General features: G+C 64.1%; 26 protein-coding genes. All 26 read left to right on the forward strand.

Going from position 1 to position 22,846, the window contains the following annotated elements; all coding sequences use genetic code 11:
• Positions 1 to 37 precede the first annotated feature (37 nt).
• The 26 genes from rplL (at position 38) to rpsE (ending at position 22,808) form a co-directional block, all read left to right on the forward strand.
• Complete coding sequence (rplL, locus tag P2PM1_RS02690; RefSeq protein WP_186386443.1) at positions 38 to 415, forward strand: 50S ribosomal protein L7/L12; 378 nt, start codon at positions 38 to 40, stop codon at positions 413 to 415.
• A 203-nt stretch (positions 416 to 618) separates the two neighbouring features.
• Positions 619 to 4,761 carry a DNA-directed RNA polymerase subunit beta gene (gene rpoB / locus P2PM1_RS02695; RefSeq protein ID WP_186398027.1) on the forward strand — a complete coding sequence of 1,381 codons (4,143 nt, stop codon included), beginning with the start codon at positions 619 to 621 and terminating at the stop codon, positions 4,759 to 4,761.
• A gap of 104 nt (positions 4,762 to 4,865) precedes the next feature.
• The gene (gene rpoC / locus P2PM1_RS02700) at positions 4,866 to 9,065 is read left to right on the forward strand and encodes a DNA-directed RNA polymerase subunit beta' (RefSeq protein WP_186386445.1); all 4,200 of its coding nucleotides are present in this window, start codon (positions 4,866 to 4,868) and stop codon (positions 9,063 to 9,065) included.
• Positions 9,066 to 9,184: 119 nt separating this feature from the next.
• Positions 9,185 to 9,484 carry a regulator gene (locus tag P2PM1_RS02705; protein ID WP_186386446.1) on the forward strand — a complete coding sequence of 100 codons (300 nt, stop codon included), beginning with the start codon at positions 9,185 to 9,187 and terminating at the stop codon, positions 9,482 to 9,484.
• A 741-nt stretch (positions 9,485 to 10,225) separates the two neighbouring features.
• Positions 10,226 to 10,696: a 30S ribosomal protein S7 gene (gene rpsG, locus P2PM1_RS02710; RefSeq protein WP_186386447.1), complete on the forward strand. Its 471-nt coding sequence runs from the start codon at positions 10,226 to 10,228 to the stop codon at positions 10,694 to 10,696.
• A 23-nt stretch (positions 10,697 to 10,719) separates the two neighbouring features.
• Entirely contained in the window at positions 10,720 to 12,795 is a 2,076-nt protein-coding gene (fusA, locus tag P2PM1_RS02715) for an elongation factor G (RefSeq protein WP_186386448.1), read from the forward strand.
• A 49-nt stretch (positions 12,796 to 12,844) separates the two neighbouring features.
• Complete coding sequence (gene tuf, locus P2PM1_RS02720) at positions 12,845 to 14,020, forward strand: elongation factor Tu (protein WP_186398028.1); 1,176 nt, start codon at positions 12,845 to 12,847, stop codon at positions 14,018 to 14,020.
• A 53-nt stretch (positions 14,021 to 14,073) separates the two neighbouring features.
• Complete coding sequence (gene rpsJ, locus P2PM1_RS02725) at positions 14,074 to 14,382, forward strand: 30S ribosomal protein S10 (protein WP_067216522.1); 309 nt, start codon at positions 14,074 to 14,076, stop codon at positions 14,380 to 14,382.
• 23 nt (positions 14,383 to 14,405) lie between these two features.
• Positions 14,406 to 15,119: a 50S ribosomal protein L3 gene (gene rplC, locus P2PM1_RS02730; RefSeq protein ID WP_186386449.1), complete on the forward strand. Its 714-nt coding sequence runs from the start codon at positions 14,406 to 14,408 to the stop codon at positions 15,117 to 15,119.
• Positions 15,119 to 15,739, forward strand: coding sequence for a 50S ribosomal protein L4 (rplD, locus tag P2PM1_RS02735; RefSeq protein ID WP_186386450.1), 621 nt, complete (start codon positions 15,119 to 15,121; stop codon positions 15,737 to 15,739). Before rplC ends, rplD begins: the two co-directional genes overlap by 1 nt.
• On the forward strand, positions 15,736 to 16,029 hold the full coding sequence (locus tag P2PM1_RS02740) for a 50S ribosomal protein L23 (RefSeq protein WP_186386451.1): 294 nt from the start codon (positions 15,736 to 15,738) through the stop codon (positions 16,027 to 16,029). The genes rplD and P2PM1_RS02740 overlap by 4 nt, the downstream gene beginning before the upstream one ends.
• A 16-nt stretch (positions 16,030 to 16,045) precedes the next feature.
• Positions 16,046 to 16,879: a 50S ribosomal protein L2 gene (gene rplB / locus P2PM1_RS02745; RefSeq protein ID WP_186386452.1), complete on the forward strand. Its 834-nt coding sequence runs from the start codon at positions 16,046 to 16,048 to the stop codon at positions 16,877 to 16,879.
• Positions 16,880 to 16,891: 12 nt separating this feature from the next.
• The gene (gene rpsS, locus P2PM1_RS02750; RefSeq protein WP_067216510.1) at positions 16,892 to 17,170 is read left to right on the forward strand and encodes a 30S ribosomal protein S19; all 279 of its coding nucleotides are present in this window, start codon (positions 16,892 to 16,894) and stop codon (positions 17,168 to 17,170) included.
• 2 nt (positions 17,171 to 17,172) lie between these two features.
• Positions 17,173 to 17,553: a 50S ribosomal protein L22 gene (gene rplV / locus P2PM1_RS02755; RefSeq protein WP_186386453.1), complete on the forward strand. Its 381-nt coding sequence runs from the start codon at positions 17,173 to 17,175 to the stop codon at positions 17,551 to 17,553.
• Complete coding sequence (gene rpsC / locus P2PM1_RS02760; RefSeq protein WP_186386454.1) at positions 17,553 to 18,275, forward strand: 30S ribosomal protein S3; 723 nt, start codon at positions 17,553 to 17,555, stop codon at positions 18,273 to 18,275. The genes rplV and rpsC overlap by 1 nt, the downstream gene beginning before the upstream one ends.
• A gap of 45 nt (positions 18,276 to 18,320) precedes the next feature.
• Positions 18,321 to 18,734 carry a 50S ribosomal protein L16 gene (gene rplP, locus P2PM1_RS02765; RefSeq protein ID WP_067216503.1) on the forward strand — a complete coding sequence of 138 codons (414 nt, stop codon included), beginning with the start codon at positions 18,321 to 18,323 and terminating at the stop codon, positions 18,732 to 18,734.
• Between the two features lie 23 nt (positions 18,735 to 18,757).
• Positions 18,758 to 18,958 (forward strand): 50S ribosomal protein L29, encoded by a 201-nt coding sequence (rpmC, locus tag P2PM1_RS02770; RefSeq protein WP_186398029.1) that lies wholly within the window; start codon positions 18,758 to 18,760, stop codon positions 18,956 to 18,958.
• 10 nt (positions 18,959 to 18,968) lie between these two features.
• Positions 18,969 to 19,211 (forward strand): 30S ribosomal protein S17, encoded by a 243-nt coding sequence (gene rpsQ / locus P2PM1_RS02775; RefSeq protein WP_067216498.1) that lies wholly within the window; start codon positions 18,969 to 18,971, stop codon positions 19,209 to 19,211.
• Positions 19,212 to 19,267: 56 nt separating this feature from the next.
• Positions 19,268 to 19,636 carry a 50S ribosomal protein L14 gene (gene rplN / locus P2PM1_RS02780; RefSeq protein WP_067216497.1) on the forward strand — a complete coding sequence of 123 codons (369 nt, stop codon included), beginning with the start codon at positions 19,268 to 19,270 and terminating at the stop codon, positions 19,634 to 19,636.
• Positions 19,636 to 19,953 carry a 50S ribosomal protein L24 gene (rplX, locus tag P2PM1_RS02785; RefSeq protein ID WP_067216494.1) on the forward strand — a complete coding sequence of 106 codons (318 nt, stop codon included), beginning with the start codon at positions 19,636 to 19,638 and terminating at the stop codon, positions 19,951 to 19,953. The genes rplN and rplX overlap by 1 nt, the downstream gene beginning before the upstream one ends.
• Positions 19,946 to 20,503 (forward strand): 50S ribosomal protein L5, encoded by a 558-nt coding sequence (gene rplE, locus P2PM1_RS02790; protein ID WP_186386455.1) that lies wholly within the window; start codon positions 19,946 to 19,948, stop codon positions 20,501 to 20,503. Before rplX ends, rplE begins: the two co-directional genes overlap by 8 nt.
• A 23-nt stretch (positions 20,504 to 20,526) precedes the next feature.
• Positions 20,527 to 20,832 (forward strand): 30S ribosomal protein S14, encoded by a 306-nt coding sequence (gene rpsN / locus P2PM1_RS02795; protein WP_186386456.1) that lies wholly within the window; start codon positions 20,527 to 20,529, stop codon positions 20,830 to 20,832.
• A gap of 12 nt (positions 20,833 to 20,844) precedes the next feature.
• A complete protein-coding gene (rpsH, locus tag P2PM1_RS02800) occupies positions 20,845 to 21,243 on the forward strand; it encodes a 30S ribosomal protein S8 (protein WP_186398030.1) in 399 nt (132 codons plus the stop codon).
• 44 nt (positions 21,244 to 21,287) lie between these two features.
• Complete coding sequence (rplF, locus tag P2PM1_RS02805) at positions 21,288 to 21,821, forward strand: 50S ribosomal protein L6 (protein WP_186386458.1); 534 nt, start codon at positions 21,288 to 21,290, stop codon at positions 21,819 to 21,821.
• Positions 21,822 to 21,832: 11 nt separating this feature from the next.
• Entirely contained in the window at positions 21,833 to 22,195 is a 363-nt protein-coding gene (rplR, locus tag P2PM1_RS02810; protein ID WP_186386459.1) for a 50S ribosomal protein L18, read from the forward strand.
• 40 nt (positions 22,196 to 22,235) lie between these two features.
• Entirely contained in the window at positions 22,236 to 22,808 is a 573-nt protein-coding gene (gene rpsE / locus P2PM1_RS02815) for a 30S ribosomal protein S5 (RefSeq protein WP_067216481.1), read from the forward strand.
• Positions 22,809 to 22,846 lie beyond the last annotated feature (38 nt).

Raw genomic sequence — 22,846 nt, forward strand, 5'->3', positions numbered from 1 at the left:
AAACCGATCACGGTTCGAACCATAGGGACTTACGAAAATGGCTGATCTCGAGAAGATCGTTGAGGAACTGTCCGCGCTCACCGTCATGGAGGCCGCGGAGCTTTCGAAGATGCTTGAGGAGAAGTGGGGCGTGTCCGCCGCTGCTCCGGTCGCCGTCGCGGCTGTCGCCGGTGGCGCTGCTGCCGCTCCGGCCGAGGAAGAGAAGACGGAGTTCGACGTTGTCCTGGCCGACGCCGGCGACAAGAAGATCAACGTCATCAAGGAAGTGCGCGCGATCACCGGTCTCGGCCTGAAGGAGGCCAAGGACCTGGTCGAGGGCGCTCCGAAGACCGTCAAGGAGGCCGTCTCCAAGGCCGAGGCCGAAGAGCTGAAGAAGAAGCTCGAAGAGGCTGGCGCCAAGGTCGAGCTGAAGTAATCGGGCTTATGCCTGGACACTCCCGGCGCGGTTCGCGCGCCGGGAGTGTAAGTCTGTCGAACCCCGGCGGGACATCCTGACCGGGGTATCAGTCCCTAAAAAGGGGCGGCTGTCCGAAGGGCCGAAAGCGTGGCTGCCATGCTGACGGTTGAGCCGGAACCGGCTTTTCGGAGAGCCGTACCAGATCGAAACGAGGAGCGACAATGGCGCACACGTTCAACGGTCGCAAGCGGGTCCGCAAGGTCTACGGATCGATCCGCGAAGTCGCCGCGATGCCCAATCTCATCGAGGTCCAGAAGGCGTCCTACGACCAGTTCCTGCAAGTCGACAAGCCCGAGGCCGGGCGGGGCGACGAGGGACTGGAGGCGGTGTTCCGCTCCGTCTTTCCGATCTCGGATTTCGCGGGCACGGCGCTGCTCGAATTCGTGTCCTACGAATTCGAGGCGCCGAAGTATGACGTGGAGGAGTGTCGTCAGCGCGGCATGACCTTTGCCGCTCCGCTGAAGGTCACCCTGCGCCTGATCGTGTTCGATGTCGACGAGGACACCGGCGCGAAGTCCGTGAAGGACATCAAGGAGCAGGACGTCTACATGGGCGACATGCCCTTCATGACGGACAACGGCACCTTTGTCGTCAACGGCACCGAGCGCGTCATCGTCTCGCAGATGCACCGCAGCCCCGGCGTGTTCTTCGACCATGACAAGGGCAAGACCCACTCCTCGGGCAAGCTGCTGTTCGCCGCGCGCATCATCCCGTATCGCGGGTCCTGGCTCGACATCGAGTTCGATGCCAAGGACATCGTGCATGCGCGCATCGATCGCCGCCGCAAGATTCCGGTCACTTCGCTGCTGAAGGCCCTCGGCCTCGACGGCGAGGAGATCCTCAACACCTTCTACAAGCGGATCGAGTACACCCGCGACGAGCCGGGCTCCTGGCGCGTTGCGTTTGACGGCGATCGCCTGAAGGGCACCAAGGCGTTCTTCAACCTGATCGACGCCGACAGCGGCGAGATCGTGGTCGAGGCCGGCCGCAAGATCACCGCCCGGACCGTGCGCCAGTTGGCCGACAAGGGCGTGACAGCCCTGAAGGTGATGGACGAGGACCTGCACGGCCAGTATCTGGCCGAGGACATGGTCGATCCGTCCACCGGCGAGATCTACGCCGAAGCCGGCGACGAGCTCAACGAGAAGATCCTCGGCGAGTTGGTCGACCGCGGCTATCACGAGATCGCCGTGCTCGACATCGATCACGTGACGACCGGTGCCTATATCCGTAACACGCTCGCCGTCGACAAGAACGAGACGCGCGAGGACGCGCTGTTCGACATCTACCGCGTGATGCGTCCCGGCGAGCCGCCCACCGTCGAGACTGCGGAGGCGATGTTCGCGTCGCTGTTCTTCGATGCGGAGCGCTACGACCTCTCGGCCGTCGGCCGCGTGAAGATGAACATGCGTCTCGACCTGCAGTGCGAGGACACCGTCCGCACGCTGCGCAAGGAGGATATCCTTGCGGTGATCCGCGAGCTGCTGGAGCTGCGCGACGGCCGCGGCGAGATCGACGACATCGACAATCTCGGCAATCGCCGCGTGCGTTCGGTCGGCGAGCTGATGGAGAACCAGTATCGCGTCGGCCTGCTGCGTATGGAGCGCGCCATCAAGGAGCGCATGTCGTCGGTCGAGATCGACACCGTCATGCCGCAGGACCTGATCAACGCCAAGCCGGCGGCTGCCGCCGTGCGCGAGTTCTTCGGTTCCTCGCAGTTGTCGCAGTTCATGGACCAGACCAACCCGCTGTCCGAGGTCACGCACAAGCGTCGCCTCTCGGCGCTTGGCCCGGGCGGCCTGACGCGCGAGCGCGCCGGGTTCGAGGTGCGCGACGTGCACCCGACTCATTACGGCCGTATCTGCCCGATCGAAACGCCGGAAGGCCCGAATATCGGTCTGATCAACTCGCTCGCGACCTTCGCCCGCATCAACAAGTACGGCTTCATCGAGAGCCCGTATCGCAAGGTGAAGGACGGCCAGGTCACGGCCGAAACCGTCTATCTGTCGGCCATGGAAGAGGCGAAGTATCACATCGCCCAGGCCAATGCCGAGATCGACGAGGACGGGCGTTTCGTCTCCGACCTGATCACCTGCCGCCATGCCGGCGAGAACATGCTGCTGCCGCCCGAGCGCGTCGAGTTCATGGACGTGTCGCCGAAGCAGTTGGTGTCGGTTGCCGCCTCGCTCATTCCCTTCCTGGAGAATGACGACGCCAACCGCGCGCTGATGGGCTCGAACATGATGCGTCAGGCCGTGCCGCTGGTGCGCGCCGAGGCGCCGTTCGTCGGCACCGGCATGGAGCCGGTGGTCGCCCGCGACTCGGGTGCGGCGATCGCCGCGCGCCGGTCGGGCGTCGTCGACCAGGTGGATGCGACCCGTATCGTCATCCGGGCGACGGAGGATCTCGATCCGTCCAAGTCGGGCGTCGACATCTACCAGCTCATGAAGTTCCAGCGGTCCAACCAGAACACCTGCATCAACCAGCGTCCGCTGGTGCGGGTGGGCGACGTGATCACCAAGGGCGACATCATCGCCGATGGTCCGTCCACCGACCTGGGTGACCTGGCGCTCGGCCGCAACGTGCGCGTCGCGTTCATGCCGTGGAACGGCTACAACTTCGAGGACTCGATCCTGCTTTCGGAGCGGATCGTGCGCGACGACGTGTTCACCTCCATCCACATCGAGGAATTCGAGGTGATGGCGCGTGACACGAAGCTCGGGCCGGAGGAGATCACCCGCGACATTCCCAACGTCTCGGAAGAGGCGCTGAAGAATCTCGACGAGGCCGGTATCGTCTATATCGGTGCCGAGCTGAAGCCGGGCGACATCCTGGTCGGCAAGATCACGCCGAAGGGCGAGAGCCCGATGACGCCGGAAGAGAAGCTTCTGCGCGCCATCTTCGGCGAGAAGGCCTCCGACGTGCGCGACACGTCGCTGCGCCTGCCGCCGGGCGTCACCGGCACCGTCGTCGAGGTGCGCGTCTTCAACCGCCATGGCGTGGAGAAGGACGAGCGCGCGATGGCGATCGAGCGCGAGGAGATCGAGCGTCTGGCCAAGGACCGCGACGACGAGCAGGCGATCCTCGACCGCAACGTCTATGGCCGCCTGGCCGAGATGCTGCTGGGCAAGGTTGCCGTTGCCGGCCCGAAGCACTTCAAGAAGAACGTCGAGGTTACCGGCGCCGTCCTCAACGAGTTCCCGCGCTCGCAGTGGTGGCAGATCGCCGTCGAGGACGAGAAGCTGATGAGCGAGGTCGAGGCACTTCGCGGTCAGTACGACGAGAGCCGCAAACGGCTCGAGCAGCGCTTCATCGACAAGGTGGAGAAGCTGCAGCGCGGCGACGAACTGCCGCCGGGCGTCATGAAGATGGTGAAGGTCTTCGTCGCTGTGAAGCGCAAGATCCAGCCGGGCGACAAGATGGCCGGCCGTCACGGCAACAAGGGCGTGGTGTCGAAGATCAACCCGATCGAGGACATGCCGTTCCTGGCGAACGGCGACCATGTCGACATCGTGCTGAACCCGCTCGGCGTGCCGAGCCGCATGAATGTCGGTCAGATCCTCGAGACGCATCTCGGCTGGGCCTGCGCCGGCATGGGCAAGAAGATCGGCGACCTGTACGAGGAGTACAAGCGGTCGGGCAAGATCGAGGCGCTCAAGGGCGAGATCGTCGAGGTGTTCGGCGACAACCTGAAGGGCGAACCGGTCAAGGACTACGATGACGAGTCCGTCATCCGCCTGGCCGAGCAGCTCAAGACCGGCGTGCCGATCGCGACCCCGGTGTTCGACGGTGCCCGCGAGCCGGATATCGTCCGCATGCTGGAACAGGCCGGCTACAAGGGGTCGGGCCAGTCGACCCTCTATGACGGCCGCACCGGCGAGGAGTTCGACCGCCAGGTCACGGTGGGCTACATCTATATGCTGAAGCTCCACCACCTGGTCGACGACAAGATCCATGCCCGTTCGATCGGCCCGTACTCGCTCGTGACCCAGCAGCCGCTGGGTGGCAAGGCGCAGTTCGGTGGCCAGCGCTTCGGCGAGATGGAGGTCTGGGCGCTGGAAGCTTACGGCGCCGCCTACACCCTGCAGGAGATGCTGACGGTCAAGTCGGACGACGTCGCGGGCCGTACCAAGGTCTACGAGGCGATCGTGCGCGGCGACGACACGTTCGAGGCAGGCATTCCGGAGAGCTTCAACGTTCTCGTGAAGGAAATGCGCTCGCTCGGACTGAACGTCGAGCTCAGGGAAGACAAGGTACAGTTGCCCGCCGATCCGGGCGTTCCGGCGGTCGATGCGGCGGAGTGATCTCCCGCGTATGACGACCACCGCAGACACACGATGCCGCATTGCCGGAGCGGGGAGCAGGGCACAGGCCCTGCTTCCCTTCCGTGCATTCGAGGAGAGAGCCCATGAATCATGAGGTCATGAACCTGTTCAACCAGCAGGCTCCCGCCCAGACCTTCGACCACATCAAGATCTCGATCGCTAGCCCCGAGAAGATCATGTCGTGGTCCTACGGCGAAATCAAAAAGCCGGAGACGATCAACTACCGCACGTTCAAGCCGGAGCGGGATGGCCTGTTCTGCGCCCGGGTGTTCGGTCCGATCAAGGACTATGAGTGCCTGTGCGGCAAGTACAAGCGGATGAAGTACAAGGGCGTCATCTGCGAGAAGTGCAACGTCGAGGTCACCCTGTCCCGCGTGCGCCGCGAGCGCATGGGCCATATCGAACTGGCCGCTCCGGTCGCTCATATCTGGTTCCTGAAGTCGCTGCCCTCGCGCATCGGCCTGCTGCTCGACATGACGCTGAAGGATCTCGAGCGCGTCCTGTACTTCGAGTACTACGTGGTTCTGGAGCCGGGCCTGACGCCGCTGAAGCAGAACCAGCTTCTGTCGGAAGAGGACTTCCTGCGCGCCCAGGACGAGTATGGCGAGGACGCCTTCACGGCGATGATCGGCGCGGAAGCGATCCGCGAGATGCTGATGTCGCTCGACCTGGAGAAGGAGCGCGACCAGATCCGCAAGGAGATCGCCGAGGCGACCACCGAGCTGAAGCCGAAGAAGCTCGCCAAGCGTCTCAAGGTCGTGGAGGCCTTCATCGATTCCGGCAACCGTCCGGAGTGGATGATCCTCACCGTGATCCCGGTCATTCCGCCGGACCTGCGTCCCCTGGTTCCGCTGGATGGCGGCCGCTTCGCGACCTCCGACCTCAACGACCTGTACCGCCGCGTCATCAACCGCAACAATCGTCTGCGGCGTCTGATGGAGCTGCGTGCGCCGGACATCATCATCCGCAACGAGAAGCGCATGCTTCAGGAGTCGGTCGATGCGCTGTTCGACAACGGCCGTCGCGGCCGCGTCATCACCGGTGCCAACAAGCGCCCGCTGAAATCGCTGTCCGACATGCTGAAGGGCAAGCAGGGCCGCTTCCGCCAGAACCTGCTCGGCAAGCGCGTCGACTATTCCGGCCGTTCGGTGATCACCGTCGGTCCGGAGCTGAAGCTGCACCAGTGCGGCCTGCCGAAGAAGATGGCGCTCGAGCTGTTCAAGCCCTTCATCTACTCGCGCCTCGACGCCAAGGGCTTCTCCTCCACGGTGAAGCAGGCGAAGAAGCTGGTGGAGAAGGAGCGTCCGGAAGTCTGGGATATCCTCGACGAGGTGATCCGCGAGCATCCGGTGCTGCTCAACCGCGCGCCGACCCTGCACCGTCTCGGCATCCAGGCCTTCGAGCCGACGCTGATCGAGGGCAAGGCCATCCAGTTGCATCCGCTCGTCTGCGCGGCGTTCAACGCCGACTTCGACGGTGACCAGATGGCCGTGCACGTGCCGCTTTCGCTGGAAGCCCAGCTCGAAGCGCGCACGCTGATGATGTCGACCAACAACATCCTGCACCCGGCCAACGGATCGCCGATCATCGTGCCGTCGCAGGACATCGTTCTCGGCCTCTACTACCTGTCACTGATTGCCGACGGGGAGCCGGGCGAGGGCATGGTGTTCGGCAATATCGGCGAGCTGCATCATGCGCTCGAGACGAAGGCCGTGACGCTGCACGCGAAGATCCGCGGCCGCGTCCGCGCCGTCGACGCCGAAGGCAACCTGACCAACCGGATCGTGGAGACCACGCCCGGCCGCATGCTGATCGGCGAACTCCTGCCGCTGCATCACGAGGTGCCCTACGACGTCTGCAACAAGCTGATGACCAAGAAGGACATCAGCCGCATGATCGACGCCGTGTACCGTGCCTGCGGCCAGAAGGAGACGGTGATCTTCTGCGACCGCATCATGGGTCTCGGCTTCAGCCATGCCTGCCGCGCCGGCATCTCGTTCGGCAAGGACGACATGGTCATTCCGGAGACGAAGGCCGGCCTGGTCGACGAGACTGCGGCGCTCGTGAAGGAATACGAGCAGCAGTACAATGACGGCCTGATCACCCAGGGCGAGAAGTACAACAAGGTCGTCGACGCCTGGGCCAAGTGCACCGACCGCGTCGCCGACGAGATGATGAAGCGCATTCAGGCGGTCCAGCGCGACGAGGAGACCGGGCGTCAGAAGCAGATCAATTCGATCTACATGATGTCCCACTCCGGCGCCCGTGGCAGCCCCGCGCAGATGAAGCAGCTTGCCGGCATGCGCGGCCTGATGGCCAAGCCGTCGGGCGAGATCATCGAGACGCCGATCATCTCGAACTTCAAGGAAGGCCTGTCGGTGCTGGAGTACTTCAACTCCACGCACGGTGCCCGTAAGGGTCTGGCCGACACCGCGCTGAAGACGGCGAACTCGGGTTACCTGACCCGTCGTCTCGTCGACGTGGCGCAGGACTCGATCATCCTGGAGACGGATTGCGGTTCGGAGAACGGCATCACCATCCAGGCGATCGTCGATGCCGGCCAGGTCATCGCCTCGCTCGGTCATCGCGTGCTCGGCCGTACCGCGGCCGAGGACGTGCTGAACCATGCGACCGGCGAGGTCATCGTCCCGCGCGGCACCTTGATCGAGGAGAAGGACGTCGAGGCCATCGAGGCCGCCAACGTCCAGATGATCAAGATCCGCTCGGTGCTGACCTGCGAGACCAAGCGCGGCGTCTGCGCGACCTGCTACGGCCGCGACCTGGCGCGTGGCACGCCGGTGAACATGGGCGAGGCTGTCGGCGTCATCGCGGCGCAGTCGATCGGCGAGCCGGGCACCCAGTTGACCATGCGTACCTTCCACATCGGTGGTACGGCGCAGGTGGTGGACCAGTCCTTCATCGAGTCCAACTTCGACGGCACGGTGAAGATCCGCAACCGCAGCGCGGTGCGCGATTCCGACGGAAACCTCGTCGCGATGGCGCGCAACATGGCGGTGGTGATCATCGACGCCGATGGCAACGAGCGTGCGGTGCATCGCATCACCTACGGCTCGAAGCTGCATGTCGACGAGGGCGACGCGGTCAAGCGCGGCCAGCGCATCGCCGAGTGGGATCCCTACACCCGTCCGATCCTTTCCGAGGTCGATGGCGTCGTCGACGCCGAGGACCTGGTCGAGGGCGTGTCGGTACAGGAAACCACCGACGAGGCGACCGGCATCACCAAGCGCGTCGTCATGGACTGGCGCACGTCGCAGCGCGGCAACGACCTGAAGCCGGCGATCGTCATCAAGGACTCCACCGGCTCGATCAAGAAGCTGCCGCGTGGTGGCGACGCCCGGTCGCTGCTGTCCGTCGATGCGATCCTGTCGGTGCAGATCGGCGCCGAGGTTCAGGCTGGTGACGTGCTGGCGCGTATCCCGATGGAGAGCGCCCGAACCAAGGACATCACCGGCGGTCTGCCGCGTGTGGCCGAACTGTTCGAGGCGCGTCGTCCGAAGGATCACGCGATCATCGCGGAACTGGACGGCACCATCCGCTTCGGTCGCGACTACAAGAACAAGCGGCGCATCATCATCGAGCCGCATGACGAGAGCCTGGAGCCGGTCGAGTACCTCATCCCGAAGGGCAAGCACTTCCATCTGCAGGAAGGCGACACCATCGAGAAGGGCGAGTACATCCTCGACGGCAACCCGGCACCGCACGACATCCTGGCCATTCGTGGCGTGGAGGCGCTGGCCGCCTACCTCGTCAACGAGATCCAGGAGGTCTACCGGTTGCAGGGCGTGGTGATCAACGACAAGCACATCGAGGTGATCGTTCGCCAGATGCTGCAGAAGATCGAGATCAACGATCCGGGCGACACGGAACTGCTGGCCGGCGAGCATGTCGACCGTCTCGATCTCGACGACATCAACGAGCGGGCGATCGACGATGCGCGCAAGCCCGCCTCCGGCGTGCCGGTTCTGCTCGGCATCACCAAGGCGAGCCTGCAGACCCGCTCGTTCATCTCCGCCGCGTCCTTCCAGGAGACCACCCGCGTCCTCACCGAGGCGGCGGTCAACGGCAAGCAGGACGAGCTGGAGGGCCTGAAGGAGAACGTCATCGTCGGCCGTCTGATCCCGGCCGGCACCGGCGGCATGATGACCCGTATCCGCCAGATCGCGCAGCACCGCGACGATCTGATCCTGGAGGCGCGCAAGGCGTCGTCCACCGCGGATCAGGCGGACGCCATGCTGGAGGATCTGACGGGGGCGGGCGAGTAAGCTCCCTCCTCAGGGATCGACTGAAGGGAAGGGCCGCCATCGTGCGGCCCTTTTCCTTTGGCGACTGACAGAGACACGTGCCGGCAACAGGCCTGCGGACAGGTTCAAGGAGAGGCGAGATGGCGCCACACTATCGCGATCAGGCGGATGCCCCGGCCGTCTACATCATCCTCGGGCATGCGCGGGCGGCCGACATGGGCACGCCGGAAGCGGCAGTTCCCGTCAACATCCTATTGCGGGCGGCGGACGAGGACAGCGCCGTGCGCATCGCCCTGGAGGCGCTGAAGGGGGAGGGGTTCGTGGAGGCCACCCTCGACCAGATCGGCGTTATCCTTGATGAGCCGGATGACCCGACCTTCGAGCAGGCCTATGAGGATGCGCTGGCGGGCGAGGTTGCCGTCATCGCCTATCGAGGCTGAGGTCCGCCGGCGGCGCGGGAGAATCGCCACGGCTCCGCTGTCTCGCCCCCCGGTTCCGGGCGCGAATCCGAACCCTTGGCGACCTGGAGGGTTGAAAAAGGGTAAAGCCAGGGTCGCGATGGCGGCTTCGACCTGCCGGTGGACCTGCCGCTCGCCCGACCCTGGAACGCTGTGCGGGAGCCCGGGGCGGCGTTTCGGTCATTTTATTTCGCTACGCGGCGGAATCGGTTTCTTATGTGTCTCCATTTCGGGCGTTGGAGACAGGAAATGCGCGGCTGGCCGGGATTGTCCGGGGCTGGCAAATTCTTCCTCAGCGGACTTGACGCAGGGCGGGCCTGACTGTAGATTCCGCGCATCCCGAAAGCAGGCGGTAAGCGGCTTTTCGTTCGATGCGACACGCGTTGGACACAGGCCGGCTTAAACGCTGCTGGGATTACGAGGCGAAAAAATATCGTAAGCATGACCGCCTGCGGGTGGTCCTCTCGATTGGCGGCGCCTTTCCCGTTCTGCAACGGGAACAGGCGCGATTCCGTATGTGCTACGGGATCTTCGAACGGTTGGACCCTCGGGGCCGGCCGGAGCGGTCGCCCCGCCTTTCCGTTCGCTCAGGCGGACGGGTGAGAAATTCGCGTTGCGCCGAAGGCGGAACGTAACGGAGTTGGGGCCGGAAACGGTTCCCGTAAGCGCAAGAAAGGCCAGCCCCGGGCTGGTTCTTTGAAAGTCAAGGTCTGAGGATCTGCCATGTCACGCCGTCACAAGGCTGAAAAGCGCGAAATCAATCCCGATCCGAAGTTCGGGGACACCGTCGTCACCAAGTTCATGAATTCGATCATGTACCACGGCAAGAAGTCGGCCGCCGAACGGATCGTCTACGGCGCTTTCGAGGTTATCGAGGGCAAGGTTCGTCAGAACCCGGTCGAGGTGTTCCATGCGGCTCTCGACAATGTCATGCCGCAGGTCGAGGTTCGCTCCCGCCGCGTCGGTGGCGCCACCTATCAGGTGCCGGTCGAGGTCCGTGCGGACCGTCGCCAGGCGCTTGCCATTCGCTGGCTGATCTCTGCAGCCCGCAACCGCAACGAGACGACGATGGTCGATCGTCTGTCCGGCGAGTTGCTGGATGCCGCGAACAACCGCGGTTCCGCCGTCAAGAAGCGCGAAGACACGCACCGCATGGCTGAGGCCAACCGCGCGTTCTCGCACTATCGCTGGTAATCCGGACCGGAGAGGCTGACATCATGTCGCGCACTCACAAGATCGAAGACTACCGCAATTTCGGCATCATGGCCCACATCGATGCGGGCAAGACCACGACGACCGAGCGGATTCTCTTCTACACCGGCAAGAGCCACAAGATCGGCGAAGTCCATGACGGCGCCGCCACGATGGACTGGATGGAGCAGGAGCAGGAGCGTGGCATCACGATCACGTCCGCTGCGACGACGGCCTTCTGGAACAACAAGCGGCTGAACATCATCGATACGCCGGGTCACGTCGACTTCACCATCGAGGTCGAGCGCTCCCTGCGTGTGCTCGACGGTGCGGTGGCGCTGCTTGATGCCAATGCCGGTGTCGAGCCGCAGACCGAGACCGTGTGGCGCCAGGCGGACAAGTATCACGTCCCGCGCATGATCTTCGTCAACAAGATGGACAAGCTTGGCGCGGACTTCTACCGCTGCGTCGAGATGATCAAGACGCGCCTTGGTGCCAAGCCGCTCGTCATGCAGCTCCCGGTGGGTGCCGAGAGCGAGTTCGCCGGCGTTGTCGACCTGATCAAGATGAAGGCCCTGATCTGGCGCGACGAGTCGCTCGGCGCCGCCTGGGACGAGATCGACATCCCCGCGGACCTCGCCGACAAGGCGCAGGAGTATCGCGATCTGATGATCGAGACCGCCGTCGAGGCCGACGAGGCCGCGATGGAGGCCTATCTCGAGGGCGAGGAGCCGACGGTCGAGGGTCTGAAGGCGCTCATCCGCAAGGGCACGGTGAACAGCGAGTTCGTTCCGGTGTTCTGCGGTTCGGCCTTCAAGAACAAGGGCGTGCAGCCGCTGCTCGACGGTGTCGTCGACTACCTGCCGAGCCCGGTCGACGTTCCGGCGATCAAGGGTATCGACCCGAAGACCGAGACCGAGACCAATCGCAAGTCGAGCGACGAAGAGCCGCTCTCCATGCTGGCCTTCAAGATCGCCAACGATCCGTTCGTCGGCTCGCTGACCTTCTGCCGCATCTACTCCGGCGTCCTGACCAAGGGCGTGTCTCTCCAGAACACCGTGAAGGAGAAGAAGGAGCGCGTCGGCCGCATGATGCAGATGCACGCGAATTCGCGTGAGGACATCGAGATCGCCTATGCGGGCGACATCGTCGCGATCGCCGGCCTGAAGGACACGACCACGGGCGACACGCTGTGCGACCCGCTGAAGCCGGTCATCCTGGAGCGCATGGAGTTCCCGGATCCGGTCATCGAGATCGCCGTCGAGCCGAAGACCAAGGGCGACCAGGAGAAGATGGGCCTGGCGCTCAACCGTCTGGCCGCCGAGGATCCGTCCTTCCGCGTCAAGACCGACGAGGAGTCCGGCCAGACGATCATCGCCGGCATGGGCGAGCTTCACCTCGACATCATCGTCGATCGCATGAAGCGCGAGTTCAAGGTCGAGGCCAATATCGGCGCGCCGCAGGTGGCCTATCGCGAGACGATCACCCGCCAGGCGGAGATCGACTACACCCACAAGAAGCAGACCGGTGGTACGGGCCAGTTCGCCCGCATCAAGCTGGTGATCGAGCCGAACGAGCCGGGTGCCGGCTACGCGTTCCAGAGCACGATCGTGGGTGGTTCGGTCCCGAAGGAGTACATCCCGGGCGTCACCAAGGGTATCGAGAGCGTCATGTCCTCGGGCCCGCTGGCCGGCTTCCCGATGGTCGACATCAAGGCCACCCTCATCGACGGTGCCTACCATGACGTCGACTCCTCGGTCCTGGCGTTCGAGATCGCGGCGCGTGCCGGTTTCCGTGAGGCCATTCAGAAGGCCGCTCCGAAGCTGCTCGAGCCGATCATGAAGGTCGAGGTGGTGACGCCTGAAGACTATATGGGCGATGTCATCGGCGATCTGAACTCCCGTCGTGGCCAGATCACCGGCACCGAGAATCGCGGTGTCGTCACCGCGGTGAACGCCATGGTGCCGCTGGCCAACATGTTCGGCTACGTCAACAACCTGCGCTCGATGTCGCAGGGACGTGCCCAGTACTCGATGGTGTTCGACCACTACGAGCAGGTTCCGCAGGCTGTCGCGCAGGAAGTTCAGGCCAAGTACGCCTGATTGCCGTCACCGCCACATCAACTGAATAAACAAGGTACGGAGAAATCCGATGGCGAAAGCAAAGTTTGAGCGGACGAAGCCGCACGTGAACATTGGCACGATCGGCCACGTCGACCATGGCAAGACGACGCTGACGGCGGCGATCACGAAGTTTTTCGGCGAGTTCAAGGCGTATGACCAGATCGACGCGGCGCCGGAAGAGCGGGCCCGCGGCATCACGATCTCGACGGCGCATGTCGAGTACGAGACGGAAGCGCGTCACTACGCGCATGTCGACTGCCCGGGTCACGCCGACTACGTGAAGAACATGATCACGGGTGCGGCGCAGATGGACGGCGCGATCCTGGTCTGCTCGGCGGCCGACGGCCCGATGCCGCAGACCCGCGAGCACATCCTGCTGGCCCGTCAGGTCGGCGTTCCGGCTCTGGTGGTGTTCCTGAACAAGGTCGACCAGGTGGACGATGCCGAGCTGCTCGAGCTGGTGGAGATGGAAGTGCGCGAGCTGCTTTCGTCCTACGAGTTCCCGGGCGACGACATTCCGATCGTTGCCGGTTCTGCGCTTGCGGCTCTCGAGGGTCGCGACGAGGCGATCGGCGAGACGAAGATCCGCGAGCTGATGGCTGCGGTCGACGACTACATCCCGACGCCGGAGCGTCCGGTGGACATGCCGTTCCTGATGCCGATCGAGGACGTGTTCTCGATCTCGGGCCGCGGCACGGTTGTGACGGGTCGCGTCGAGCGCGGCATCGTGAAGGTTGGCGAGGAAGTCGAGATCATCGGCATCCGCGACACCCGGAAGACGACGGTGACGGGCGTCGAGATGTTCCGCAAGCTTCTGGACCAGGGCCAGGCCGGCGACAACATCGGCGCGCTGATCCGCGGCGTTGGCCGTGAGGACGTGGAGCGTGGTCAGGTTCTGTGCAAGCCGGGTTCGGTGACGCCGCACACGAAGTTCAAGGCCGAGGCCTACATCCTGACGAAGGAAGAGGGTGGCCGTCACACGCCGTTCTTCACCAACTACCGTCCGCAGTTCTACTTCCGCACGACGGACGTGACGGGTGTGGTGTCGCTGCCGGAAGGCACGGAGATGGTGATGCCGGGCGACAACGTGTCGGTCGAGGTCGAGCTGATCGTGCCGATCGCGATGGAAGAGGGCCTGCGCTTCGCGATCCGCGAAGGCGGCCGTACCGTCGGCGCCGGCGTCGTCGCCTCCATCATCAAGTAACCAACAAGGCGGAACGGATACCCCGTTCCGCCGTCCCGCTCGGGGATTGAGAGATGAACGGTCAGAACATTCGGATCCGTCTCAAGGCGTTCGACCATCGAGTTCTCGATGCGTCGACCCGCGAGATCGTCAACACGGCGAAGCGGACCGGTGCACAAGTGCGCGGCCCGGTGCCGCTGCCCACGCGGATCGAGAAGTACACCGTGCTTCGTGGTCCGCATATCGACAAGAAAAGCCGTGATCAGTTCGAGATGCGCACTCACAAGCGCCTCCTCGACATCGTTGATCCGACGCCGCAGACCGTGGACGCGCTGATGAAGCTCGACCTCGCGGCCGGTGTCGACGTCGAGATCAAGCTGTAAGGCGCTCACAAGGGGACACGCCGATGCGTTCTGGAGTGATCGCACAGAAGGTGGGTATGACGCGCATCTATAACGATGCGGGTGAGCATGTGCCGGTGACGGTGCTGAAGCTCGAAAACTGTCAGGTCGTTGCCCACCGGACGGAAGAGAAGAATGGCTATGTCGCGCTGCAGGTCGGCGCCGGTCTGGCCAAGGTGAAGAATACGTCGAAGGCCATGCGCGGTCATTTCGCCGTTGCCAGCGTCGAGCCGAAGCGCAAGCTCGCCGAGTTCCGCGTCTCCCAGGAGAACGTGATCGAGGTGGGTGCGGAGATCACGGCCGACCATTTCGTCGAGGGCCAGTTCGTGGACGTCACGGGCACCTCGATCGGCAAGGGCTTTGCCGGTGCCATGAAGCGTCACAACTTCGGTGGTCTGCGCGCCTCGCACGGCGTGTCGATCTCGCACCGTTCGCATGGTTCCGTCGGCCAGTGCCAGGACCCGGGCAAGATCTTCAAGGGTAAGAAGATGGCCGGTCACATGGGCGCCGAGCAGGTGACGACGCAGAACCTGAAGATCGTCCGCACCGATCCGGAGCGTGGCCTGATCATGATCCAGGGCGCTGTCCCGGGTTCGAAGGGCGGCTGGATCGTCGTTCGCGACGCCGTCAAGAAGGCCCTGCCGGATGGCGTGCCGACGCCGGGTGCGTTCCGTGCGTCCGCCGCTGCCGCTGCTGCGGTCGAGAAGGAGAGCGAGTGATGGAACTTGAGGTGAAGACCCTCGACGGGGCCGCCGCCGGTTCGATCACGGTGTCGGACGAGATCTTCGGTCTCGACCCGCGCACCGACCTGATCCACCGCGTCGTGCGCTGGCAGCTTGCCAAGCGTCAGGCCGGTACCCACAAGGCGAAGCAGCGCTCCGAAGTCACTGGCTCGACGAAGAAGTTCGTCCGCCAGAAGGGCTCCGGCGGCGCCCGCCACGGCAACAAGAAGGCTCCGCAGTTCCGCGGTGGCGGCAAGGCGCACGGCCCGGTCGTGCGCAGCCACGCCCACGATCTGCCGAAGAAGATCCGCGCGCTCGGCCTGCGCCATGCCCTGTCCGCGAAGGTGAAGGCCGAAGGCCTGATCATCGTGGAGGCGGCGGCGATCGACGAGGCGAAGACGAAGGCGCTTGTCGCTCGCTTCGCCAAGCTGGGCCTGACCAACGCGCTGTTCATCGACGGCAGCGAGCTGGATCGGAATTTCGGCCTGGCGTCGCGCAACATTCCCGCGATCGACGTGCTGCCGGTCGAGGGCATCAATGTCTACGACATCCTGCGTCGTGAGACGCTGGTGCTGACCAAGTCGGCGGTGACGGCTCTCGAGGAGCGGTTCAAATGACCAACCTGAAGCACTATGACACGGTCGTTTCCCCGGTGATCACCGAGAAGGCGACCTTCGCTTCGGAGCAGAACAAGGTCGTGTTCAACGTCTCTTCGACGGCGACCAAGCCCGAGATCAAGGCAGCCGTCGAGGCGCTGTTCGGCGTCAAGGTCACGGCAGTGAACACCCTCGTCCGCAAGGGCAAGGTGAAGCGCTTCCGCGGTCGTATCGGTCAGCAGTCCGACGTCAAGAAGGCGGTCGTGACGCTTGCCGATGGCCAGTCCATCGACGTCACCACCGGACTCTGAGGGCGGAGAAGGAAAGATGGCACTCAAGACCTTTAATCCGACGTCGCCCGGCCGCCGCCAGTTGGTGATGGTCGACCGCTCGACCCTCTACAAGGGCAAGCCGGTCAAGACGCTCACGGAAGGCCTGTCGAAGACGGGCGGCCGCAACAACATGGGCCGCACGACCTCTCCGAACCGGGGTGGTGGACACAAGCGCCGCTACCGTCTGATCGACTTCAAGCGCACGAAGGCGGACATGTTCGCGACCGTCGAGCGCATCGAGTACGATCCGAACCGGACCGCGTTCATCGCCCTCATCAAGTATGAGGACGGCGAGCTGGCCTACATCCTGGCGCCGCAGCGCCTGGCCGTCGGCGACAAGGTCGTGTCGGGCAAGCTGGTCGACGTGAAGCCGGGCAACGCGATGCCGCTGGCGTCGATCCCGGTCGGCACCATCGTGCACAATGTCGAGATGAAGCCGGGCAAGGGCGGTCAGATCGCCCGCTCCGCCGGCGCCTACGCTCAGATCGTCGGCCGCGACCAGGGTTACACCACGGTCCGCCTGCAGTCGGGCGAGCAGCGCCGCATCCTCGGCACCTGCATGGCCTCGATCGGTGCCGTGTCCAACCCGGATCACGGCAACATCAACCTCGGCAAGGCCGGTCGGTCGCGCTGGATGGGTCGTCGTCCGCATGTGCGCGGTGTCGCCATGAACCCGGTCGATCACCCGCATGGTGGTGGCGAGGGCCGCACCTCGGGTGGCCGTCATCCGGTCACCCCGTGGGGCAAGCCGACCAAGGGCAAGCGCACGCGTCGCAACAAGGCCACGGACAAGTTCATCGTCCGCAGCCGCCACGCGCGCAAGAAGTAAGAGGGGCCTGGAATGGCACGTTCTGTTTGGAAAGGCCCGTTCGTCGACGGCTTTCTGCTGAAGAAGGCAGAGAAGGTCCGCGCCTCGGGTCGCAACGAAGTCATCAAGATGTGGAGCCGGCGCTCGACCATCCTGCCGCAGTTCGTCGGTCTGACCTTCGGCGTCTACAATGGTCAGAAGCACGTTCCGGTTCTGGTGTCCGAGGACATGATCGGTCACAAGTTCGGCGAGTTCTCGCCGACCCGGACCTATTACGGCCACGGCGCTGACAAGAAGGCGAAGAGGAAGTAACGATGGGCAAGCCGAAGGGCGGGCGCGCGCTCGCCGATAACGAGGCGAAGGCGGTCGCCCGGATGCTGCGGGTCTCGCCGCGCAAGCTCAACCTCGTCGCGGCCTCGATCCGCGGCAAGAAGGTTGAGAAGGCGCTCGCCGACCTCACCTTCTCCCGCAAGCGGATCTCCGACGACGTCAAGAAGACGCTGATGTCGGCGATCGCCAATGCCGAGAACAATCACGATCTCGACGTCGACAGCCTTGTCGTCGCCGAGGCCCATGTGGGCAAGGCTTTCGTGATCAAGCGGTTCCAGGCGCGTGCTCGCGGCCGCGTCGGTCGGATCGAGAAGCCGTTTTCGAACCTGACCATCGTCGTCCGCGAAATCGAGGAGACTGTCTGATGGGACAGAAAGTTAATCCGATCGGCCTGCGGCTCGGCATCAACCGCACCTGGGATTCGCGCTGGTACGCGGACAAGGGCGAGTACGGCAAGCTGCTGCACGAGGATTTCCGCATTCGCGAGTATATCCTCAAGGCCCTGAAGCAGGCGGCGGTCTCCAAGGTCGTCGTCGAGCGCCCGCACCGCAAGTGCCGCGTCACGGTCCATTCGGGCCGCCCTGGCGTGATCATCGGCAAGAAGGGCGCCGACATCGAGAAGCTGCGCAAGGCGCTGTCCGAGATGACCTCGTCGGACGTGCACATCAACATCGTTGAGGTGCGCAAGCCCGAGATCGACGCCCAGTTGGTCGCCGACTCGATCTCGCAGCAGCTCGAGCGCCGCGTTGCGTTCCGCCGCGCCATGAAGCGCGCCGTTCAGTCGGCGATGCGCATGGGCGCCCAGGGCATCCGCATCAACTGCGGCGGCCGTCTGGGTGGCGCGGAGATCGCGCGGACCGAGTGGTATCGCGAGGGCCGGGTGCCGCTGCACACGCTGCGCGCCGACATCGACTATGGTGTTTCGACGGCGCATACCGCCTACGGCACCTGCGGCGTCAAGGTCTGGATCTTCAAGGGGGAGATCCTTGAGCACGATCCGATGGCCTCCGAGCGCCGCGCGGTCGAGGGCGACGGGACCAATCAGGGCGGCGGACGCCGCGAGCGCGAGCGCGGCCGCGCCGCCTAACGGCGCCGGTCGGGTCTTGGACAGAAGCAAAGAGCGAGAGAAGAGATGCTGCAACCGAAGCGAACGAAGTTCCGCAAGCAGCACAAGGGCCGGATCCACGGCACCGCCAAGGGCGGTACGGATCTCAACTTCGGCGCCTTCGGCCTCAAGGCCGTCGAGCCGGAGCGGGTGACCGCGCGCCAGATCGAGGCGGCCCGTCGTGCCATGACCCGTCACATGAAGCGTGCGGGCCGTGTTTGGATCAGGATCTTCCCGGACGTGCCGGTTTCGTCGAAGCCGACCGAAGTCCGCATGGGTAAGGGTAAGGGTTCGCCGGACTATTGGGCCTGCAAGGTCAAGCCCGGTCGGATCATGTTCGAAATCGATGGCGTGCCGGAAGATACGGCGCGCGAGGCGATGCGCCTTGCGGCAGCGAAGCTGCCGATCAAGTGCCGCTTCGTCCAGCGTATCGCCGACTGAGGCGCGACCAGGAGACTAGTGCCATGAAGGCGACAGACGTTCGGGCAAAGACCATGGACGAGCTGGGAACGGAGCTCGAGAGCCTGAAGAAGGAGCAGTTCAACCTGCGCTTTCAGCGGGCCACCGGCCAGCTTGAGAACACGGCGCGGGTTCGCCAGGTGCGCCGCGACATCGCCCGCATCCAGACTATCATGCGCGAGAAGCACGTGGCGACAAGCGCGTAAGGAGATCGAAATGCCGAAACGCGTTCTGCAGGGCGTCGTGGTCAGCGACGCCAACGAAAAGACGGTGACGGTTCGTGTGGAGCGCCGCTTCACGCATCCGCTCTACAAGAAGACCGTTCGTCGCTCGAAGAAGTATCGGGCGCATGACGAGACCAACGCGCACAAGGTCGGGGACACCGTCCTCATCCAGGAATGCGCGCCGATCTCGAAGACCAAAACCTGGACCGTTGTCGAAGGGTCGACCGCGGACTGACGTGACTTCCGGCGTCCGGTGTCGGGCGCGGTGAAAGAAGAATAAGGCGGCCAGTCATGATTCAGATGCAAACAAACCTCGACGTGGCGGACAATTCCGGCGCCCGTCGTGTCATGTGCATCAAGGTGCTCGGCGGCTCGAAGCGGAAATATGCCAGCGTCGGCGACATCATCGTCGTCAGCGTCAAGGAGGCCAATCCGCGCGGCCGCGTCAAGAAGGGCGACGTGATGAAAGCGGTCGTTGTGCGCACGGCGAAGGATATCCGCCGGCCCGACGGCTCCGTGATCCGGTTCGACCGCAATGCGGCCGTGCTGGTCAACAACAACAAGGAACCGATCGGGACCCGTATCTTCGGCCCGGTTCCGCGTGAACTGCGTGCGAAGAACCACATGAAGGTGATCTCGCTCGCGCCGGAGGTTTTGTAATGGCCGCCAAGATCAAGAAGGGCGACACTGTCGTCGTGCTCACCGGCCGTGACAAGGGCAAGACCGGTGAAATTGTCCGCATGCTGCCGGATGAGAACAAGGCTGTGGTGCGTGGCGTGAATGTGGTTCGTCGCCACCAGCGCCAGACCGCCCAGTCGGAAGGTGGCATCGTTTCGAAGGAGCTGCCGGTTCACGTGTCGAACCTGGCGCTTGCCGACCCCAAGGATGGCAAGCCGACGCGCGTCGGGTTCCAGATCAAGGAAGACGGCACCAAGGTGCGCGTGGCCAAGCGTTCGGGGGATCTGATCGATGGCTGAGACCAAGACCGCTCCGCGGCTGAAGACGGAATATCTGGAAAAGATCCGTCCGGCCCTGCAGGAGAAGTTCAACTACAAGAACCCGATGCAGATCCCGACGCTTGAGAAGATCGTTCTCAACATGGGCGTGGGCGAAGCCGTCGCGGACAGCAAGAAGGCGAAGATCGCCGCCGAGGACCTGGCGATGATCGCCGGTCAGAAGCCGGTGATCACCCGCGCTCGCAAGTCCATCGCCACCTTCAAGGTGCGCGAGGGCATGCCGCTCGGCGCCAAGGTCACGCTGCGCGGCGAGCGCATGTACGAGTTCCTGGACCGCCTGATCACCATCGCGCTGCCGCGCGTTCGTGACTTCCGCGGCCTGAACGCGAAGAGCTTCGACGGGCGTGGCAACTATGCCATGGGCATCAAGGAGCACATCGTGTTCCCGGAGATCAATTACGACAAGGTTGACCAGATCTGGGGCCTTGACGTGATCGTGTGCACGTCTGCGGACAATGATGACGAGGCGCGCGAGCTTCTGCGCGCGTTCAACTTCCCGTTCCGTAAGTAAACGGGAAAGAACGAGGACAGACGATGGCGAAGAAGAGCGCGATCGAGAAGAACAAGCGGCGCGAGCGGCTCGTTAAAAAGTATGCCGAGAAGCGCGCGGCGCTGAAGGCTGTGGCGAAGGACGAGAGCCTGTCGCTTGAGGAGCGTTATACGGCGCGCCTCAAGCTGTCGAAGCTCCCGCGCAACTCCGCGGAAATCCGCCTGCGCAACCGGTGTGAAGTCACCGGCCGCCCGCGCGGCTATTACCGCAAGCTGAAGATGTCGCGCGTTGCGCTTCGCGAGCTGGGCTCCAAGGGTTTGGTCCCGGGCCTCGTGAAGTCGAGCTGGTAAGGAGACGGTCCGATGGCGATTTCCGATCCCTTGGGCGATATGCTCACCCGGATCCGCAACGCTCAGATGCGGCGCAAGAGCAAGGTCTCGACGCCCGCTTCGAAGCTGCGCGAACATGTGCTCGACGTTTTGGTCGCGGAAGGGTATATCCGCGGCTATTCGTCGGTCGAGTTCGAGGGCGGCAAGTCCGAGCTCGAGATCGAGCTGAAGTATTTCGACGGCGAGCCCGTGATCCGCTCCATCGAGCGTGTCTCCAAGCCGGGCCGGCGGGTGTATTCCTCGGTGAAGAATATCCCGCGCGTCGCGAACGGTCTGGGTGTTTCGATCCTCTCCACGCCGCGTGGCGTGATGGCGGATCACGATGCCCGTGAACAGAATGTGGGTGGCGAGGTTCTCTGCCGCATCTTCTGATGCGGCAGTCTCTGCCCGGCAAGTGAACTGGACAGGTTGGTCATATGTCTCGAATTGGCAAGAAGCCAGTCCCCGTGCCTAGCGGGGTAACGGCAACGATCAACGGTCAGACGGTTGAGGTCAAGGGCCCGAAGGGAGAGCTTTCCTTCGTGCTCAACAGCCTCGTTCTGGCCGAAATGAGTGACGACGGCATCTCGGTGAAGATGCGCGAGGACAGCAAGCCTGCGCGCGCCATGTGGGGCATGTCCCGCACGATGATCGAGAACCTGGTGACGGGCGTCAGCAAGGGGTTCGAGCGGAAGCTCGAGATCACCGGCGTCGGTTACCGTGCCCAGGTGCAGGGCAAGAACCTGCAGCTCGCGCTCGGGTTCTCCCATGACGTGGTCTACGCGATGCCCGAGGGCATCGAGGCCGTTTGCCCGAAGCCGACGGAGATCGTCATCACAGGCATCGACAAGCAGCGCGTTGGCCAGGTTGCGGCGGAAATCCGCAAGTACAGGCCGCCGGAGCCCTACAAGGGCAAGGGCATTCGCTTTGCGGGCGAGTATATCGTCCGTAAGGAAGGCAAGAAGAAGTAACGGACCGGATCATGGCGAAGACAAACAATGGCTTCGAACGTCGCCGCGACCGCGTCCGTCGTTCGATCAAGAAGGTTATGAACGGCCGTCCGCGTCTGTCGGTGCACCGTTCGTCCAAGCAGATCTATGCTCAGATCATCGACGACGTGCAGGGTCACACCCTGGCGTCCGCCTCGACGGTCGAGAAGGATCTTCGTGGCACGCTGAAGACCGGCGGCAACATCTCGGCTGCGGCCGAGGTTGGCAAGCTCATCGCGGAGCGGGCCAAGGCTGCTGGCGTCACCCAGGTCGTGTTCGACCGTGGCGGCTACATGTACCACGGGCGGGTCAAGGCTCTGGCCGAGGCCGCGCGCGAGGGCGGACTGGAATTCTGATCGTCGTCACGACGCTCACAGACAAACGGAAGCGAATATTATGGCGAGACAGGATACACGGGAGCGCGGTGGCGATCGCGCCGAGCGCGACAGCGAGTTTGTCGACAAGCTCGTGCACATCAACCGCGTCGCCAAGGTCGTGAAGGGCGGACGCCGCTTCGGATTTGCCGCACTCGTCGTGGTCGGCGACCAGAAGGGCCGCGTCGGCTTCGGTCACGGCAAGGCGCGTGAGGTGCCGGAGGCGATCCGCAAGGCGACCGAGGCCGCTAAGCGCTCGATGATCCGCGTGGCTCTGCGCGAAGGCCGCACTCTGCATCATGACGTCAATGGCCGTCATGGTGCCGGCAAGGTCGTGCTGCGCGCGGCTCCGGCCGGTACCGGCATCATCGCCGGCGGTCCGATGCGCGCCGTGTTCGAGACGCTCGGCGTCCAGGACGTGGTGGCGAAGTCGCTCGGCTCGGCAAACCCCTACAACATGGTGCGCGCCACCTTCGAGGCCCTGAAGCAGGAGGACAGCCCGCGCTCGGTCGCTGCCCGCCGCGGCCTCAAGGTTTCGCAGATCCAGTCGCGTCGCCGCGACATCGACGACAGCGTTCCGGCCGCCGAGGCTTGAACCCGGCGATTGCCGACCCCAGCTTGAGAAAGGCTTGG

The sequence above is a fragment of the Stappia sp. P2PMeth1 genome, assembly GCF_900185735.1.
Classification (GTDB): domain Bacteria; phylum Pseudomonadota; class Alphaproteobacteria; order Rhizobiales; family Stappiaceae; genus Stappia.